General features: G+C 74.6%; 10 protein-coding genes. 6 read left to right on the top strand and 4 right to left on the bottom strand.

The window, feature by feature from the left end; all coding sequences use genetic code 11:
• Nucleotides 1-192 precede the first annotated feature (192 nt).
• Together IEZ06_RS01975 and IEZ06_RS01985 are read right to left on the bottom strand one after the other, a co-directional pair.
• Nucleotides 193-2,445, bottom strand: coding sequence for a TIM-barrel domain-containing protein (locus IEZ06_RS01975; protein ID WP_189234933.1), 2,253 nt, complete (start codon nucleotides 2,443-2,445; stop codon nucleotides 193-195).
• A 15-nt stretch (nucleotides 2,446-2,460) separates the two neighbouring features.
• On the bottom strand, nucleotides 2,461-4,758 hold the full coding sequence (locus tag IEZ06_RS01985) for a glycosyl hydrolase family 95 catalytic domain-containing protein (protein WP_229797716.1): 2,298 nt from the start codon (nucleotides 4,756-4,758) through the stop codon (nucleotides 2,461-2,463).
• 40 nt (nucleotides 4,759-4,798) lie between these two features.
• On the opposite strand from IEZ06_RS01985, the gene IEZ06_RS01990 reads away from it, so the two are divergent.
• Nucleotides 4,799-6,655, top strand: coding sequence for a beta-galactosidase (locus IEZ06_RS01990; RefSeq protein ID WP_229797717.1), 1,857 nt, complete (start codon nucleotides 4,799-4,801; stop codon nucleotides 6,653-6,655).
• 86 nt (nucleotides 6,656-6,741) lie between these two features.
• Nucleotides 6,742-8,070 carry a pentapeptide repeat-containing protein gene (locus IEZ06_RS01995; protein ID WP_189234934.1) on the top strand — a complete coding sequence of 443 codons (1,329 nt, stop codon included), beginning with the start codon at nucleotides 6,742-6,744 and terminating at the stop codon, nucleotides 8,068-8,070.
• Nucleotides 8,071-8,095: 25 nt separating this feature from the next.
• Here the strand turns inward: IEZ06_RS01995 and IEZ06_RS02000 are convergent, their stop codons facing one another.
• On the bottom strand, nucleotides 8,096-9,490 hold the full coding sequence (locus IEZ06_RS02000) for an NAD(P)H-quinone dehydrogenase (RefSeq protein WP_189234935.1): 1,395 nt from the start codon (nucleotides 9,488-9,490) through the stop codon (nucleotides 8,096-8,098).
• Nucleotides 9,491-9,643: 153 nt separating this feature from the next.
• Here IEZ06_RS02000 and IEZ06_RS02005 point away from each other — a divergent pair, with 153 nt between their 5' ends.
• From IEZ06_RS02005 to IEZ06_RS02015, 3 genes are all read left to right on the top strand, one after another.
• Nucleotides 9,644-10,108 carry a gamma-glutamylcyclotransferase family protein gene (locus IEZ06_RS02005; RefSeq protein ID WP_068896744.1) on the top strand — a complete coding sequence of 155 codons (465 nt, stop codon included), beginning with the start codon at nucleotides 9,644-9,646 and terminating at the stop codon, nucleotides 10,106-10,108.
• A 237-nt stretch (nucleotides 10,109-10,345) separates the two neighbouring features.
• Nucleotides 10,346-11,149 carry a purine-nucleoside phosphorylase gene (locus IEZ06_RS02010; protein ID WP_068896743.1) on the top strand — a complete coding sequence of 268 codons (804 nt, stop codon included), beginning with the start codon at nucleotides 10,346-10,348 and terminating at the stop codon, nucleotides 11,147-11,149.
• Nucleotides 11,150-11,241: 92 nt separating this feature from the next.
• Entirely contained in the window at nucleotides 11,242-12,894 is a 1,653-nt protein-coding gene (locus tag IEZ06_RS02015) for a phospho-sugar mutase (protein ID WP_189234936.1), read from the top strand.
• A 30-nt stretch (nucleotides 12,895-12,924) separates the two neighbouring features.
• Here the strand turns inward: IEZ06_RS02015 and IEZ06_RS02020 are convergent, their stop codons facing one another.
• The gene (locus IEZ06_RS02020; RefSeq protein WP_189234937.1) at nucleotides 12,925-14,496 is read right to left on the bottom strand and encodes a methyl-accepting chemotaxis protein; all 1,572 of its coding nucleotides are present in this window, start codon (nucleotides 14,494-14,496) and stop codon (nucleotides 12,925-12,927) included.
• Between the two features lie 308 nt (nucleotides 14,497-14,804).
• Here IEZ06_RS02020 and IEZ06_RS02025 point away from each other — a divergent pair, with 308 nt between their 5' ends.
• The gene (locus IEZ06_RS02025; protein ID WP_189234938.1) at nucleotides 14,805-16,229 is read left to right on the top strand and encodes an ATP-binding protein; all 1,425 of its coding nucleotides are present in this window, start codon (nucleotides 14,805-14,807) and stop codon (nucleotides 16,227-16,229) included.
• The last annotated feature ends 78 nt before the right edge of the window (nucleotides 16,230-16,307 follow it).

The following is a 16,307-nucleotide window of genomic DNA, read 5'->3' on the forward strand; positions in this document are numbered from 1 at the left end:
CTCCCATGGATGGTGGCGGCTGCACGCCGCCGGGGGCGGCGGTCCGGCTCCGGACCGCCCGGCCGCGCTCGGGCGGCCGTCGTACTTCAGGCGGCCCCGAACCGCTCGAAACCGGTGACCTTCACCCGGCCCCGAAACGTTCGGGACCCGATGACCTTCACCCGGCCCCGAACCGCTCGGGACCCGTGGGCCTCACGCGGCCCCGAACCGCTCGAAACCCGTGACGCGCGCGGGACCGTCCACCCGGATCGCCCCCGCCTCCACGGTCGCCGTGGTGTCGCCGTCGACGTCGGAGATCACGGCGGTCCCCGCGTCCGTGCCGTAGCCGACCAGCGTGATCTCCCCGAACGGCCCGTCGCCGACGGTCTCGCCGGGCTCGGCCAGGACCGGGACGACCGCGCCGCGCCGGACGAACAGGGGGATGCGCGAAAGCGGCGCGGAGACCGTGACGTGGCGCCCGCCCGTGAGCACCTCGCCCGTCCAGTGGTCCACCCACTCGCCGGCCGGGAGGTAGACCTTCCGGACGCCCTCGGGCGAGGTCATGGGGGCCACCAGCAGGTCGCGGCCGAGGAGGTACTCCAGGTCGGCCTGCCAGGCCACCGGGTCGTCCGGGTGGTCGACGCACAGGGCCCGCATCATCGGCGCCCCGGTCCGCGCCGCCTCGACGGCGGCCGTGTAGACGTACGGCATGAACCGGTAGCGCAGCCTCAGCGCCGCCACGGCCTCGGCCTCGACCTCGGGGAACTCCCACGGCTCGCGGCTGGTGGTGCCGTGCAGCCGCAGCAGCGGGGAGAAGGCGCCGAACTGGGTCCAGCGGACGTACAGGTCGTCGGTGGGGCGGCCGGTGAAGCCGCCCGCGTCGTGGCTCCAGAACGGGATGCCGGACAGTCCGTGCGCCAGCCCGCCGCGCAGGGTGCTGCCCATCGCCGGGTAGCTGGTGTAGGTGTCGCCGCTCCACTGGGCGGCGTGCCGCTGCCCGCCGAGGAAGGACGAGCGCGCCCAGACCATGCCGTGCCCGGCGACCTCGCGCGTCACCTCGGAGACCACGTCGTTGAAGAGCAGCGTGTAGACGTTGTGCAGGTCGGTGCCGCTCATGCCGTTGGCGGCGACCGCGTCGTGCGGCACGCCCTCGGCGAAGTCGGTCTTGAAGACCTGCACGCCCTGCTCCAGCAGCGGCCGGAGCAGCCCGCGGAACCACTCGACGGCCTCGGGGTCGGTGAAGTCGACGATGCCGCAGGCCGGATAGGAACCGTGCCAGGAGTCGGCGACGTAGACCTCCCCGTCCTGGTTCTTAAGGAAATAGCCGGCTTCGGCGGCGGCGGGGAAGGCCGGGCTCAGGTGGGAGATGTACGGGTTCATCCAGAGGCAGACCTTGAAGCCCATCTCCTTGAGGTCCGCCAGCATCCCGGCCGGGTCGGGGAAGTTGCCCTCGTCCCAGCGCAGGTCGGACCAGTGGCCGTCGGTCTGCCAGTAGGTGTCCAGGTGGAGCACGTCGCAGGGGATGCCGCGCTCGCGGATCGTCCGGGCCCGGTTCATCACCCGCTCCTGGGTGTCGACGAAGAAGCCCGAGGAGATCCAGGTGCCGAACGCCCACTTCGGCGGGAGCGCCGGGCGGCAGGTCAGCCGGTCGAAGCGGTCCAGGATCTGCGGCGGGGTCGGCCCGGCGATCACGTAGTAGTCGATCAGGTCGTCCGGGACGACGATCTGCACGCAGCTGTGCGTGGACTGGCACATGTCGAACTCCACCGGGGCGCCGCTGTCGACCAGCACGCCGTAGCCCCGGCTGGACAGGTAGAACGGCACGTTCTTGTAGGCGCGCTGGGACTCGGCGCCGAAGGCGTCGAAGTTCCACATGACCGGCCGCTGGCCGCGCTTGTCCAGCGGGGTGAAGGACTCGCCGAAGCCGGTGAACGCCTCGTCGGCGGGGGCGGCGAAGCTCTCGTGGTAGCCGGCCACCTCGCCGCCGGCCGTGGAGCGGCCGAACGGGAGCGTGCGCAGCCGGCCGCTGATGTCGACGTGGCCGGCGTCCTGCTCCAGCAGGGTCGCCCCGGCGGCGTCGGTGAAGCGCAGGTGCCAGGGGGACAGGGTGATCTCGGCGCGGAGCGGGCCGGCGTCGATCACGACCGTCCCGTCGCCCGTCTCCACCCGGGCCCCGGCGAACCCGCCCGGCGTGACCATGGTGATCGCCCGCGCCGACCGGGTGCGCGCGTCGACGTCCTCGCCGAGCCGTACCCGGATCACCCCTTCGCCCGCCACGCCCACGCAGGCCACGAGCGTCTCCTCGGTCGAGGTCGTCGCCTTCAGGACCACGCCGGCCTCGTCCGCCGCGACCACCTCCGCCGCCGCCAGCGCCGAGAGCCCGCCCTCCCCGTGCGAGCGGACGGGCAGCTCCGGCGGATCGGCGACGAAGTACTCATGCGCGATCAGCGGGGGACGGTAGGGCATGGGGACTCCAGCGCTTCAGGCTTCCAGTTGCTGAATTAGTTTTGCGTCCAAACCAACAAACGTCAATGGCAACGCCTCTCCGGGAAGCACCCGCGCGCTCTGGATGCCACAGGTGACCAGGAGCGGGGCCCAGGCCCGCACCACCGCCTCCACCCGGCCGGGCTTCCAGGTCAGCCGCTCGACCGTGCCGCCCCGCACCACCAGCCCGCGCGCCTCGCCCCGCGGCCAGGCCGCCGGGAGCGCGGGCAGCAGGTCCACCCGCCCGTAGCCGGCGCCCGGCAGCGAGGATCGCACCAGCATGGCCGCGACCAGCGCGGGCAGCCCGCCGCAGACGTCCACGTTGAAGATCGCGTCCCGGTTGTGGGTGGAGACCAGGTTCTCCTCGCGCCAGTAGCGGGTGGCCAGCAGCGTGAGCGTCTCGTGCGCCTCCTCGGCCAGGCCCAGCGCCGCCGCCGCGAGCCCCAGCTGGACCAGCCCGAACGCCATCTCGTCGCTGTCGGAACCGCGCCACCACTCCAGCCGCCGCCGGACCGCGAGCACCGCCGCCTCCGCCAGCCGGGGGTCGTCGAAGGCGGGGTCCCGCTCGTACCAGAGCGGGTAGAGGTGCGAGGCGTGCCGGTGCGCGTGGTTGTCCGCCGGAAGGGCCCCGCCCCCGTCTCCGCTCGTCCCGCCCCGGGAGCCGCCGTCCGCCGCCCCTCCCCGGGAACCGCCGCCCGCCGTGCCGTCCGCGCGCCGGCCCGCGGCGCCGTCCGCCGGGGCGCCGTCCGCGAGGTGCCGCGGGCCGATCCACTCGGCCAGTTCCCCGGTCGGCGCGATCCGGTACACCGGGACGCGTTCCAGCAGCCGCCACCACCGGGCCGGATCCAGCCCCAGGAGCTCGCACGCGCGGACGAGGTTGCGCAGCAGGTCCCGGACGACCGCGATGTCCATCGTCGCGTTGACGCACGCCTGCGAGTCGCCGCCCGCAGGGGTGTTCTCCGGCGAGTAGGACGGGACGAAGTCGCCGTCCTCGTCCAGGAAGTCCTCGTAGAACAGGGCCGCCTCGGTCATGAACGGCAGCGCCCGCTCGCGCAGGAAGGCCAGGTCACCGGTGTGCGCGTAGTGGTCGTGGTAGAGCCGGGCCAGCCAGCCCGCGCCGGCCGTCCAGAAGGTCAGGCACCAGACCGGCCCGAAGTGGTTGTGCAGGCCGTGCGTGGACAGGTGCGCCGGGACCAGGATCCCCCGGCAGCCGTACAGCCTGCGCGCGTTCTGCCGGAAGTCGTCCATCATCGCGTCGACCAGGTCGAAGACCGGGAGCATGAGCTCCGGGGTCCCGGTGCAGGGCAGGGCGGCCACCGCCGAGGCCAGGTTCCCGTCCATGGTGAAGCCGCTGCGCCACGGCGGGTCGTACGTCCCGGTCCACACCCCCTGCAGGGTCGGCGGGAGCTCGCCCGAGCTGGAGATCACCGCGTACCGCCCGGCGGTGAACAGCCGCTCGACCGGCCCGCCGTCCGGCAGCCGGACCTCCGACCGGGCCAGCAGCCCTCCGTGCACGGCCGCGTGCTCGCCCAGCAGCCGCCCGAAGTCGGCGGGCAGCCCGTCCAGCGGGTACGGCTCGCCCCCCGCCCGCCCGACCCCGTGCACGACGGTGCGCACCAGGACGAGCACCTCGCCCCGGACCACCAGCCCGTCGGGGAGCGCCTCCGCCTCCCCGGTGACCCGGCACTCGACCGTGTAGCCCGTCATCGCGCCGGGCCGGCACCCGGGCAGATCCGCGTGGAGGACCAGGCGGCCCGGGGCCGTCACCGAGGTGAACCGGACCGGGACCGGCGGCTCGCCGTCCGGCGGCAGCAGCCGGAGCAGCCCTCCGGCCCCGGAGAGGCGGACCGCCACCACGTCGGCGGGGCGGGAGGCGAACACCTCCTGCCGGGCCGGGCCGTGCTCCTGCGTCACCAGCCCGGTCGTGAAGTCGCAGCTCCGCCGGACGTCGCCGGGCGCGCGGGTGGAGAAGGCCAGGGTGGCGGCGGGGACCAGGGGGTCGATCCAGCGGGTCTCCGCGTAGCCGGGATGCTCTTCGGCCGCGAGCCCGGCGACCCGCTCGGCCGCCTCGCGGGCGCGCCCGCCGTACAGCAGGCCGTGCAGCTCGGACAGGACGCGGGCGGTGTGCGGGGGCGGCAGGGGCTCGGTGACGGGGAGGAAGAGGCGTTCGTGGGAGAGGGTGACCCGGAACTCCCCCGGCTCCCCGTACACCAGGGCGCCCTGGCGGCCGTTGCCGGTGATCAGCGCCCGCTCCCAGTCTCCGGTCGCGGCACTTGAGACGACTCCATGATCCATGGATAATTAGTTTAGTTACTGTCCTAACAAAGGATCCAGAGTGAACTGGCCGAAAGGGCTGGAAGGCCTGTGCTACGGCGGGGACTACAACCCCGAGCAGTGGCCGGAGAAGGTCTGGGAAGAGGACGTCGCCCTGATGCGGCAGGCCGGGGTCAACCTGGTCAGCGTCGGGGTGTTCTCCTGGGCGCGCCTCGAACCCGCCGAGGGGGCCTACGACTTCGGCTGGCTGGACCGGGTGCTCGACCTGCTGCACGGCGGCGGGGTCCGGGTGAACCTGGCCACCCCCACCGCCTCCCCGCCGCCCTGGTTCTCGCTGGCCCACCCCGACGCGCTGGCCGTCACCGCCGACGGCGTCCGGCTCACCCACGGCAGCCGCGACACCTACTGCGTGACCGCCCCCGCCTACCGCGAGGCCTCGGTCCGCATCGCCCGCGCGCTCGCCGAGCGCTACGCCGGCCACCCGGCGCTGGCCATGTGGCACGTGCACAACGAGTACGGCACCGGCTGCCACTGCGACCACGCCGCCGCCGCCTTCCGGGCCTGGCTGCGCGCCCGGCACGGCTCGCTGGAGGCGCTGAACGACGCCTGGACCACCTCGTTCTGGAGCCAGCACTACTCGGCGTGGGAGCAGGTCATGCCGCCCCGCGCCACCCAGTACCTGCCCAACCCCGCCCAGGTCCTCGACTTCCGCCGCTTCCTGTCCGACGAGCTGCTCGCGCACTTCCGCGAGCAGAAGGCGGTCCTGCGCGAGCTCACCCCGGACGTCCCGGTCACCACGAACTTCGTCTTCGGCGACTGGGTCCCGGTGAACCAGTGGGACTGGGCGAAGGAGGTGGACCTGGTCGCGATCGACCACTACCCGGCCCAGAACCCCCCGGAGGAGACCGCGTTCGCCGCCGACCTGGCGCGCGGCTGGGCGGGCGGGCGGCCGTGGCTGCTGATGGAGCAGGCCGTGGTGACCTACACCGGCCCCCGCATGGCGGCCAAGCGCCCCGGCGAGATCACCCGGTTGAGCCTGTCGCACATCGCGCGGGGCTCGCGCGGGGCGATGTTCTTCCAGTGGCGGGCCTCGCGCGGCGGGGCCGAGCTCTGGCACGGCGGGATGGTCCCGCACTCCGGGCCGGACTCGCGGATCTTCCGCGAGATCCGCGACCTCGGCGCGCTGCTGCCCGCCCTGGCCGAGGCCTGCGAGGCGCCGGTCGAGGCGTCCGCCGCGATCCTGTGGGACCCCGAGTCGGGCTGGGCGCTGCAGTCCCCCGGCTTCCCGTCCACCGAGGTCGGCTACCTGGAGGCCGTACGGCAGGCGCACCGGGTGCTCTACCGGCACGGCGTCACCGCCGACTTCGCCCGCCCCTCGGCGGACCTGTCCGCCTACGAGCTGGTGATCGCCCCGAGCCTCTACCTGCTCTCCGACGACGACGCGGACAACCTGCGCCGGTACGCCGCCGGCGGCGGCCGCCTGGTGGTCTCCTTCCTCAGCGGGATCGCCGACGGACACGCCCGGGTCCGGACCGGCGGCTACCCCGGGGCGCTGCGCGACCTGCTCGGCGTCCGGGTCGAGGAGTTCCTGCCGATCGCCGACCCGGTCACGCTGGACGACGGCGCCACCGCGACGCTGTGGACCGAGCACGTCCACCTGGCCGGGGCCGAGGCCCTGGCCCGCTACCCGGACGGCACCCCCGCGGTCACCCGCCGCGGCCGGGCCGTCTACGTCTCCACCCGGCTGGACGACGACGCCTACGCCCGCCTGCTCGGCCTCGGCCCCGCCGCCCCCGTCGAGTCCGTACGGCGCGGCGACTGGGTTTTCTCCGTCAACCACGGCGACCGGGAGCAGGCGATCCCCGGTAACCTGCTGCTGCCCCCGGGAGGGTACGCGGTGGCCCGGGTGCCTCGCTGAGGCACGGCCACCGGGGATCAAGCGGGTGTCCAGCGGACTGCAATGGGCCGCTGGCACGCTCGGGGCCGTAGTCGAAGGAGGCTCCCGTGCGTCGTTCCATCTCCCTGGCGCTCACCGCCGCGATCGTCGCGGCGCCGGGGTTCGCAGCCCTGCCCGCCCACGCCGCGCCCGCCGTACTCGCCGCGCCCGCCCACGGTCAGGCCCGCGCCTCGGCCGGGACCCCGGCGTGGCCGGTCCCGGCCGGCTGGACCCCGGCCGGACAGGCGGCGGCACCGGCGGCGGAGCAGGCGGCGGGACCGTGCCGGCCCGGTCAGCGGGCGAACCTGCGCGGCCGGGACTTCACCCGGGGCGCCCAGCTCCCCGCCAGCCTGCGCTGCGCCGACCTGACCGGGGCCAAGCTGGACGGCCAGGAGCTGGTGCAGAAGGACCTGACCGGGGCGATCCTGCGCGACGCCTCGCTCAAGGAGGCCAACCTCACCCAGGTGACGCTGAAGTACGCCGACCTGCGCGGCGCGAACCTGACCGAGGCCGACCTGGGCCAGGTCAAGGCCGACCACGCCGACCTGCGCGGCGCGATCCTCGTGGACGCCGAGGCGGGGCAGGCCGAGTTCCCCTACGCGGACCTGTCCGGGGCGAAGCTGACCCGGGCCGAACTGACCCAGGTGGAGTTCACCAGCGCCAAGCTCGTCGGCGCCGACCTCAGCGAGAGCACGCCCGGCCAGCTCAAGGCCCGCAAGGCCGACTTCACCCGGGCCAGGCTCCGCGAGGCCCCGCTCACCCAGGCCAACCTGCGCAACGCCGTCTTCGTCGACGCCGACCTGACCGAGGCCGAGTTCACCATGGCCGAGCTCGCCGGGGCCGACTTCACCGGGGCGACGGTCGAGAAGGCGTCGTTCACCATGGCCGACGACGCGAACCTCGAGGGCGCCAAGGGCACCCCCACCGGCCTCGCCGGCCTGCCGACCTCCTTCCCCACCTCGCTCCCCCTGGGCGGCGAGGAGACGCCGGAGGACGAGCCGTCCACGGCCGCGGCGCCGGACGAGGGCGGCGGGATCTCCGTTGGGCTCGTCATGGTGGTGCTCAGCGCGGTGGGCCTGGCGGTCACCGTGGTGGCCTGGGGCGTCAGCGCGCAGCGGCGGACCAGGCGCAACGCCCGGTTCACCCTCATGCGCCGGGGCGCGGAGGAGGACATCACCCGGCTCGGCGAGGAGATCGACCGGCTCGACTACGAGTTCCAGATCAGCGGACGCGGCGGGATGACCGCCGACCACGACTGGCGGCAGGCCCTGGACGCCTACGAGGCCGCGAAGAACGCCCTGGTCATGGCCAGGCGGGAGCAGGACCTGCACCTCGTGGCGCGGGCCGTGCAGGACGGCCGGAACGCCCTGGGACGGCTCCGCGGCCGCGTCCGCTGAGGCGGGCCGGAGAGAGGGCCCGAGGTCAGATGCCGCTGGGGGTCATCGGCTGCATCAGGCGGCGGGCCGCCTCGGTGACGGACCCGGACAGCGAGGGGTAGACCGCGAAGGTGTGCGCGAGCTGATCCACGGTGAGCCGCTGCTGGACGGCGACCGAGACCGCCAGGATCAGCTCGGAGGCGCGCGGGGCGACCACGACGCCGCCGAGGATGATGCCGGTGTTGGGGCGGCAGAACAGCTTCACGAAGCCGTCGTGGAAGCCCTGCATCTTCGCCCGGGCGTTGGTCGCCAGCGGGAGTTTGACCACGTTGGCCTGGATCTCCCCGGACTCGATCGCCTTCTGCGTGATGCCGACCGCGGCGATCTCGGGGTCGGTGAAGATGTTGGAGGCCACGGTGGCCAGGCGGAGCGGCTGCACGGCCTCGCCGAGGGCGTGCCAGACGGCGATCCGGCCCTGCATCGCGGCGACGGAGGCGAGCATCAGCACCCCGGTGCAGTCGCCGGCCGCGTAGACGCCCGGCGCGGAGGTGCGGGAGACCTTGTCCACCTGGACGAACCCGCCCCGGTCGAGGGTGACCCCGGCCTCCTCCAGGCCGAGCCCGGCGGTGTTGGGGACCATGCCGACCGTCATCAGGCAGTGGCTGCCCTCGGCGGTCCGGCCGTCCTCCAGGGTGACGACCACGCCGTCGGCCGTGCGCTTGACCGACTCGGCGCGGGAGCGGCCCATGACGTTCATCCCGCGGCGCCGGTAGACCTCCTCCAGGACCTCGGCGGCGTCGGCGTCCTCGTTCGGCATCATCCGGTCGCGCGACGAGACGAGGGTGACCTCGGAGCCGAGCGAGCGGTAGGCGCCGGCGAACTCCGCGCCGGTGACGCCGGAGCCGACCACGATGAGGTGCTCGGGCAGCTCCTCCAGGTCGTACATCTGCCGCCAGGTGAGGATGCGCTCCCCGTCGGGCTCGGCGGTCGGCAGGATGCGCGGGGTCGCGCCGGTCGCCACGATGACCACGTCGGCCCGGATCGTCCGGTCGCCGGCCCGGACCACCTGCGGGTCCACCAGCCGCCCGGGGGCCCGGACCACCTCGACGCCCTCGGCGGCGAGCCGCGCCGCGATGTCGGTCGACTGCGCCCGGGCCAGCTCCTTCACCCGCAGGTTGACCAGCGGCATGTCGGCCACGGGGGTCCCCACGTCGCCGTCGGGGCCCCCGCTGTAGTGCACGCCCAGCGCGGCGGCGTCGAGCAGCGCCTGCTTGCGCACGGAGGTCGCGATCAGGGTCTTGGAGGGCACGCAGTCGGTGAGCACGCAGGCGCCCCCGGGCCCGTCCTGCTCGACCACGGTGACCTGCGCGCCCAGCTGCGCCGCCACCAGTGCCGCCTCGTATCCGCCGGGTCCGCCACCGATGATCACGATCCTTGTCACCACCCCATTCTCCCGCATCCCCGGACCAACCACCGCTCGGGTCCCCTTCGAAAACCGGGGAAAGCCCTTGCCTTCCGAGGAACCTTCGAGGAAATCGACGACATGACACTGCGGGAGGGGCATGCGGGCGATCTTGGATTAGTCTTGGGCACCGTGCCTGTCTACGCCGCCTACGGCAGCAACATGGACCCCGAGCAGATGGCCCAGCGGGCCCCGCACTCCCCCGTCCGGGGGTCGGGCTGGCTGCAGGGCTGGCGCCTGACGTTCGGCGGGGACGACCTCAGCCGGGAGGGCGCGCTCGACGGCGCGCTCGCCACCATCGTCGAGGACCCCGACGAGCACGTCTTCGTCGTCCTCTACGACGTCCCCGAATGGGACGAGACCTCCCTCGACCAGTGGGAGGGCGCCACCCGCGGCCTCTACCACAAGGTACGGCTGCGCGTGCAGACCCTGGACGGCGAGGTCGTGGCCTGGTTCTACGTGCTCGACGGCTACGAGGGCGGCCTGCCCTCGGCGCGCTACCTCGGCATCCTGTCCGACGCCGCCGAGAAGGCCGGGGCGCCCGACGACTACGTCAAGGCGCTGCGCAACCGTCCCTGCACCTCCTTCGGCGGCTGACGCCTCCCGTCGGCCGGGCCGGCGGCGGATCGTGACCGGCGGCGTGCCGCCGCTCCGGAGGCCCGCCGGTGCTCCGGAGGCCCGCCGGTGCTCCGGAGGCCCGGCGGCGGTCACGCCCGGTCCAGGGCCCGGCGGTGCTCCGGAGGCCCGGCGGCGGTCACGCCCGGTCCAGGGCCCGCGGCGGGTCGCGGCCGCCGGAGTCATGGCGCGGACGGCCCGGCGAGTACGCTCGGTGAGGTGACCAATGACCCTTATGCACTCGCCACGGACGCCGCGACCGCACTGCGGAGCGCCACCGGAGTCGAGTCCTTCGACGTCGCGCTGGTGATGGGGTCGGGCTGGGTCCCGGCCGCCGACGCGATCGGTGAGACCGTCGCCGAGATCCCGGTGACCGACCTGCCCGGTTTCGCACCGCCCGCCGTGGCCGGCCACGCGGGCAGGGTCCGCGCCGTGCGGACCGAGTCGGGCAAGAACGCGCTGATCTTCCTCGGCCGCACCCACCTCTACGAGGGCCGGGGCGTCGAGCCCGTCGTGCACGGCGTGCGCACCGCCGTACGGGCCGGGGCCCGCACCGTCGTGCTGACCAACGCCGCCGGCGGCCTGCGCCCGGAGACCCAGGAGGTCGGCGAGGCGGTGCTGATCAGCGACCACATCAACCTGACCGGCGCCAACCCGATCACCGGCGCCACCTTCGTCGACCTCACCGAGGTCTACTCCCGGCGCCTGCGCGACCTGGTCCGCGGGGTCGAGCCCACCATGACCGAGGGCGTCTACGTCGCCTTCCGCGGCCCGACCTACGAGACCCCCGCCGAGATCCAGATGTGCCGGGTCCTCGGCGGCGACATGGTCGGCATGTCCACCGTGCTGGAGGCCGTCGCGGCCCGCGAGGCCGGTGCCGAGGTGCTCGGCATCTCCCTGGTCACCAACCCGGGGGCGGGCCTGGTCGGCAAGCCGCTGAACCACGAGGAGGTGCTCCAGGTCGGCCGCACCACCGCGGCCCGCATGGGGGTCCTGCTCGCCGGGATCGTCAACAAGCTGTAGAGCCCGGCCCGCGGGTCCCCGAGGCGGGACCCGCGGGGCCGGTGGGGAAACCGGCGGGGACACGCCCTCCCCGCCCGGAGCGTGAGGTGATCATGAGCAGCGATCTCGTACGGCTCGCCCAGGACTGGCTGGCCCAGGACCCGGACCCGCGGACCCGGGAGGAGCTCCGGGAGCTTCTCGACGAGGGGGACGAGGAGGCGCTGCGCGAGCGGTTCGGCGCCAAGCTGGAGTTCGGCACCGCCGGTCTCCGCGGCGAGCTGGGCGCCGGCCCCAACCGGATGAACCGGGTCACCGTCATGCGCGCCGCCGCCGGGCTGGCCGCCGTCCTCGGCCCGGACCGGCACGTGGTGATCGGCTACGACGCCCGGCACAACTCCGACGTCTTCGCCCGCGACACCGCCGCCGTGCTGACCGGCGCCGGGCTGCGGGCCTCGCTGCTCCCGGCCCCCCTGCCCACCCCCGTGCTGGCCTTCGCCGTCCGCCACCTCGGCGCCGACGCGGGCGTGACCGTCACCGCCAGCCACAACCCGCCCCGGGACAACGGCTACAAGGTCTACTGGGGCGACGGCTCCCAGATCGTGCCGCCGGTCGACGCGGGCATCTCCGCCGCCATCGACGCCGTCGGCCCCGTCTCCTCCCTGCCCCTGGGCTCTCCCGGCGACCCCGGGTGGACCGACCTGGGCGAGGAGATCGTGGCCGCCTACCTGGACGCGGTGACCCTGCTCCCGCTGGGCGACGCCCGCGAGCTGAAGGTCGTCTACACGCCCCTGCACGGCGTCGGCGGCGTCACGCTCACCTCCGCGTTCCTGGCCGCCGGGTTCGCGAGCCCGGTGACCGTCGAGGCCCAGGCCGACCCGGACCCCGACTTCCCGACCGTCGCGTTCCCCAACCCGGAGGAACCCGGCGCGATGGACCTCGCCCTGGAGCTCGCCGGGCGGATCGGCGCGGACCTCGTGCTGGCCAACGACCCCGACGCGGACCGCTGCGCCGTGGGCGTGCCCCTGCCGCAGGGCGGCCACCGGATGCTCACCGGCGACGAGGTCGGCGCCCTCCTCGGCGAGCACGTCATCCGGCACACCTCGGGCGACGACCGCCTGGTCGCCACCACCATCGTCTCCTCGTCCCTGCTCGGGAAGATCGCGGCCGAGCACGGCGTGGGCTACGCCGAGACCCTCACCGGCTTCAAGTGGATCATGAAGGCCGGGGGCGGGCGGGGGAACCTGGTCTACGGCTACGAGGAGGCGCTGGGCTACAGCGTCGGCTCCGGCGGCGGCCTGCCCGTCCACGACAAGGACGGCATCGGCGCGGCCCTGACCGTCGCCGGCCTCGCCGCCCGGGCCAAGCGCGACGGCCGCACCCTGCTCGACCTCCTCGACGACCAGGCCCGCCGGTACGGCCTGCACGCCACCTCCCAGCTCTCGGTCCGGGTGAACGACCTGTCCCTGATCGCGGGGGCCATGGCCCGGCTGCGCGCCGCCCCTCCGGTGGAGCTCGGCGGCCGCAAGGTCGAGTCGGCCGAGGACCTGAGCCTGGGCTCGGCGGGCCTGCCGCCCACCGACGGCATCCGCTACCGCCTGGCGGGCGGCGCCCGTGTCGTGGTCCGGCCCTCGGGGACGGAACCCAAGCTCAAGTGCTACCTGGAGACCGTCGTACCGGTGACCGGCGAGGTCGCCGACGCCCGGGCGCAGGCCGTACGGGAGCTGGGCGCGCTGACGGCCGACCTGTCGGCGGCGCTGGGCCTGTGACGTGCCCTCCGGGCCGGGGTCCGCGTGCGCTCAGACGCGGAACCGGTCGACCAGCGTCCGCAGGTCGGCCGACATGCGGGCGAGGTCCTCGGCCGCGCGCCGGGCCTCGGTCACACCGTCGCTGGTGAGCCGGACCGCGCCGGCCACGTCGGAGACGGTCTCGGCGATCCGCCCGGTGCCGGAGGCCGCCTGGGTCACGCCGCGGTTCATCTCCCCGGAGGTGGCGGTCTGCTCCTCCACCGCGCCGGCGATGGCCAGCTGGTAGTCGTTGATGCGGGTGATGATCCCGCTGATCTCGCTGATCGCCGCCACCGCGTCGCCGGTGTCGGCCTGGATCGCCTCGACCCGCCGGGCGATGTCCTCGGTCGCCCTGGCGGTCTCCTGCGCCAGGTCCTTGACCTCGCCGGCGACCACGGCGAAGCCCTTGCCGGCCTCCCCGGCGCGGGCGGCCTCGATGGTGGCGTTCAAGGCGAGCAGGTTGGTCTGCTCGGCGATGGACGTGATGGTCCTGATGACCGAGCCGATCTCCGCGGAGGAGGCGCCGAGCCTGGCGACGGTCTCGTTGGCGGAGGCGGCCACGGCGACGGCCTGCGAGGCGACGCCGGCCGCCTGTCCCGCGCTCTGCGCGATCTCCCCGATCGCCGCGCTCATCTGCTCGGATCCGGCCGCGACGGAGTGCACGTCGCCGGAGACCTGCTGGGCGACGGCGGCGACCGCGCCGATCCGGACGCTGGCCTCCTCCGCTCCGGCGGCGATCCGGCCGCTGGTGACGGTCAGCTCCCCGGAGGCGGTGGCCAGCCCGCCCACGGAGGCGTCGATGGTGCGCACGGCGGTGCGCATGTGCTCGATCGCCTGGTTCAGCGCCTGGGCCATGCGGCCGAGCTCGTCGCGGGAGGCGACGTCGGCACGCGGGGTGAGGTCGCCCTCCGCCACCGCGGCCAGGACCCGGCCGATGCGGCGCACCGGCCGGGAGATGGAGCGTCCCAGCGGGACGCAGAGCGCCACCAGCAGCACCACCCCGCCGATCCCCACCAGCAGGGAGAGCAGGCGGGTCTGCGCGACGGAGGCGTCCATCCCGGCGCGGGCGGCCTCGATCTCGGCGTCCACCCCGGCGTGCACCGCCTCCAGCTTGCCGTCCACCACGCCGTTGCGCTCGGCGATCTGCTGCGCGCGCTCCCGCGCGGCGGCCCGGTCGCCTCCGGCGTCGGCCACGAACGCCGACACGAAGGCGTTGAACCCCTCGATGTCGGGCCGTACCGACTCCAGCCGCTCCCGCACCCGCTCCGGCAGGGCAAGGGCGTCCAGGTCCGCCACGGCCCGCTTCACCGACGCCACGTCCTCGGGCAGGTCGGCGCGCACGTCGCTGAGATCCTGCTCGCTGATCGCCCGGTAGGCGTCGACCTTCAGCTCGGCCTCACGGGTGTCGAGGTGGTTGAGGATCGCCTTGGCGTGCTCCATGCCCCGCAACCGGTCGGCGTCGCCGATCAGCCGGCTCTGGGAGTACATGCCGATGCCGACGACGGAACCGACCGTCACCGCCCCCGCGGTGAAGATCAGCGCCAGTCGCTGCGTGACACTGAGGTTCGTCACTCGTGCCGCCATGGCTTCCTCCAAGGGGTCGGCGGGACACCCGCCCCATCGGCGCAGTGCCGCCCGTACTGAGCATTCCGCCGCCGGACGGGCCCACCGGACGGGCCCGCCGGGCGTTCCGGCGCCGGGCACCGGACGTCCCGCTCCCGGCGGGAGCCCCGGCCGCCGCGACCGTCGGCGTGCGGTCCTCCGGAACGGGAAAGACTCGGCCCCGGAATCTCCATATCCGGTCTCCTCACCGGTGAGGTGCCGGCATCCGGGCATATCGGATAGCAGAGTCTCACTGTTGAGACTCTCACGGATGAGACCGTCGGGGAGCGATGGCCCGGTTCATCGGCAGGGAGCACGAGCTGTCCAGGCTGGAACGCCTGCTGGGCAAGGTCGCGACGGGCGGCCGGGCCGGACGGCCGGGCCGGGCGGTCCTGATGCGCGGCCGCCGCGGAGTCGGCAAGTCCCGGCTGGCGGAGGAGTTCGTCCGGCGCGCGGGCGTGCCGTGCGTCTTCCACACCGCCGTCCGGGGCACGGAGGCCGAGCAGGTGGCGGGGCTGCTCGCCGACGGCGCCGCGTCCGGCGTCCCCGGTGCGCGGATCCTGGCGGAGCGGTCCGCCGGATCGTGGGAGGACGCGCTCCGCCTCCTGGCGGTGGCCGTCCCCCAGGAGTCGCCGAGCGTCGTCGTGCTCGACGGGCTCCCCGTGCTCCTGGCGACCGCCCCCCAGCTGGAGGGCGTGCTGCAGGTGCTGTTCGCCCGGGAGCTGTCCCGCCGCCCCGTGCTGCTCGTCCTCGTCGGCTCGGACCTGGAGGCCATGGAGGCGGTGAACCGGCCGGGCCGGCCCTTCTACATGCGCGCCACCGAGCTGGTCGTCCACCCCCTCACCCCGGCGGACGTGGCGGACGCGGCGGGGCTGCCCGCCGCCGAGGCCGTCGACGCCCGGCTGGTCTCCGGCGGCCTGCCGCTGATCTGCCGGGAGTGGCCCCCGGGGCTGCCCGTGCGGGAGCAGCTCCGGCGGGCCCTGTCCGACCCGGTCTCGCCCCTGGTGGTCACCGGGGAGCGCGTCCTGGCCGCCGAGGCGCCGCCGGACACGCAGGCGAGGACCGTCCTGAACGCCGTCGGCGCCGGGCACCGCACCCACTCCGCGATCGGCCGCGCCGTGCCGGGGGTGCCCAGGGCCTCGCTCAACCGGGCGCTGCAGTCCCTCGTGGAGCGACGGCTGGTCACCGCCGCGACCCCGCTCTCCACCCGGCCGTCGCGCGAGACCCGCTACCACGTCACCGACGCGCACCTGCGCTTCTGGCTCGCCTTCGTCGGCTCCGGGCTGGCGGAGATCGAACGGGACCGGGGCGACCTCGCCCTCGCCCGCCTCCTGCGCTCGTGGGACGCGTGGCGCGAGGCGGCCGTCAAGCCTCTGGTCCGGCAGTCGCTGCGGCGCATGGGCGGGCTTCCCGGGGGGACGGGCGCGATCGGCGGCTACTGGACCCGCACCGACGACCCGGAGATCGACGTCGTGGGGACGGACCTCGAACCGGTCGGGCGTACGGTGACCCTGCTCGGCTCGGTCGTGTGGCGGGAGGACCGGCCCTTCGAGCGGGGCGACCTGGACGCGCTCATCGTCCGCCGCTCCCGGATGCCGGGTGCGGCCCCCGCCACGCCGCTGCTCGCCGTCTCCCGGAGCGGCTCGGCGACGGCGGAGGTCGCCCTGGTCACCCCGGAGGACCTCGTCGCCGCCTGGCGTGCCGGTCCGCCCTGACCCCCGTCGGCCCGGGGCCGCGCCCTCCTGCCGTACGGGCTCAGGCCCTGCCGGGACGCGACCCGGACCGTATCCGGC

This window comes from Planomonospora antibiotica, from assembly GCF_014647955.1.
GTDB lineage: Bacteria > Actinomycetota > Actinomycetes > Streptosporangiales > Streptosporangiaceae > Planomonospora > Planomonospora parontospora.

What these genes read in the sequence shown, in the direction of transcription:
- IEZ06_RS01985 (WP_229797716.1), bottom strand. Translation starts at nt 4,758, where the DNA reads ATGGATCATGGAGTCGTCTCAAGTGCCGCGACCGGAGACTGGGAGCGG.
- IEZ06_RS02020 (WP_189234937.1), bottom strand. Translation starts at nt 14,496, where the DNA reads ATGGCGGCACGAGTGACGAACCTCAGTGTCACGCAGCGACTGGCGCTG.
- IEZ06_RS02015 (WP_189234936.1), top strand. Translation starts at nt 11,242, where the DNA reads ATGAGCAGCGATCTCGTACGGCTCGCCCAGGACTGGCTGGCCCAGGAC.
- IEZ06_RS02025 (WP_189234938.1), top strand. Translation starts at nt 14,805, where the DNA reads ATGGCCCGGTTCATCGGCAGGGAGCACGAGCTGTCCAGGCTGGAACGC.
- IEZ06_RS01975 (WP_189234933.1), bottom strand. Translation starts at nt 2,445, where the DNA reads ATGCCCTACCGTCCCCCGCTGATCGCGCATGAGTACTTCGTCGCCGAT.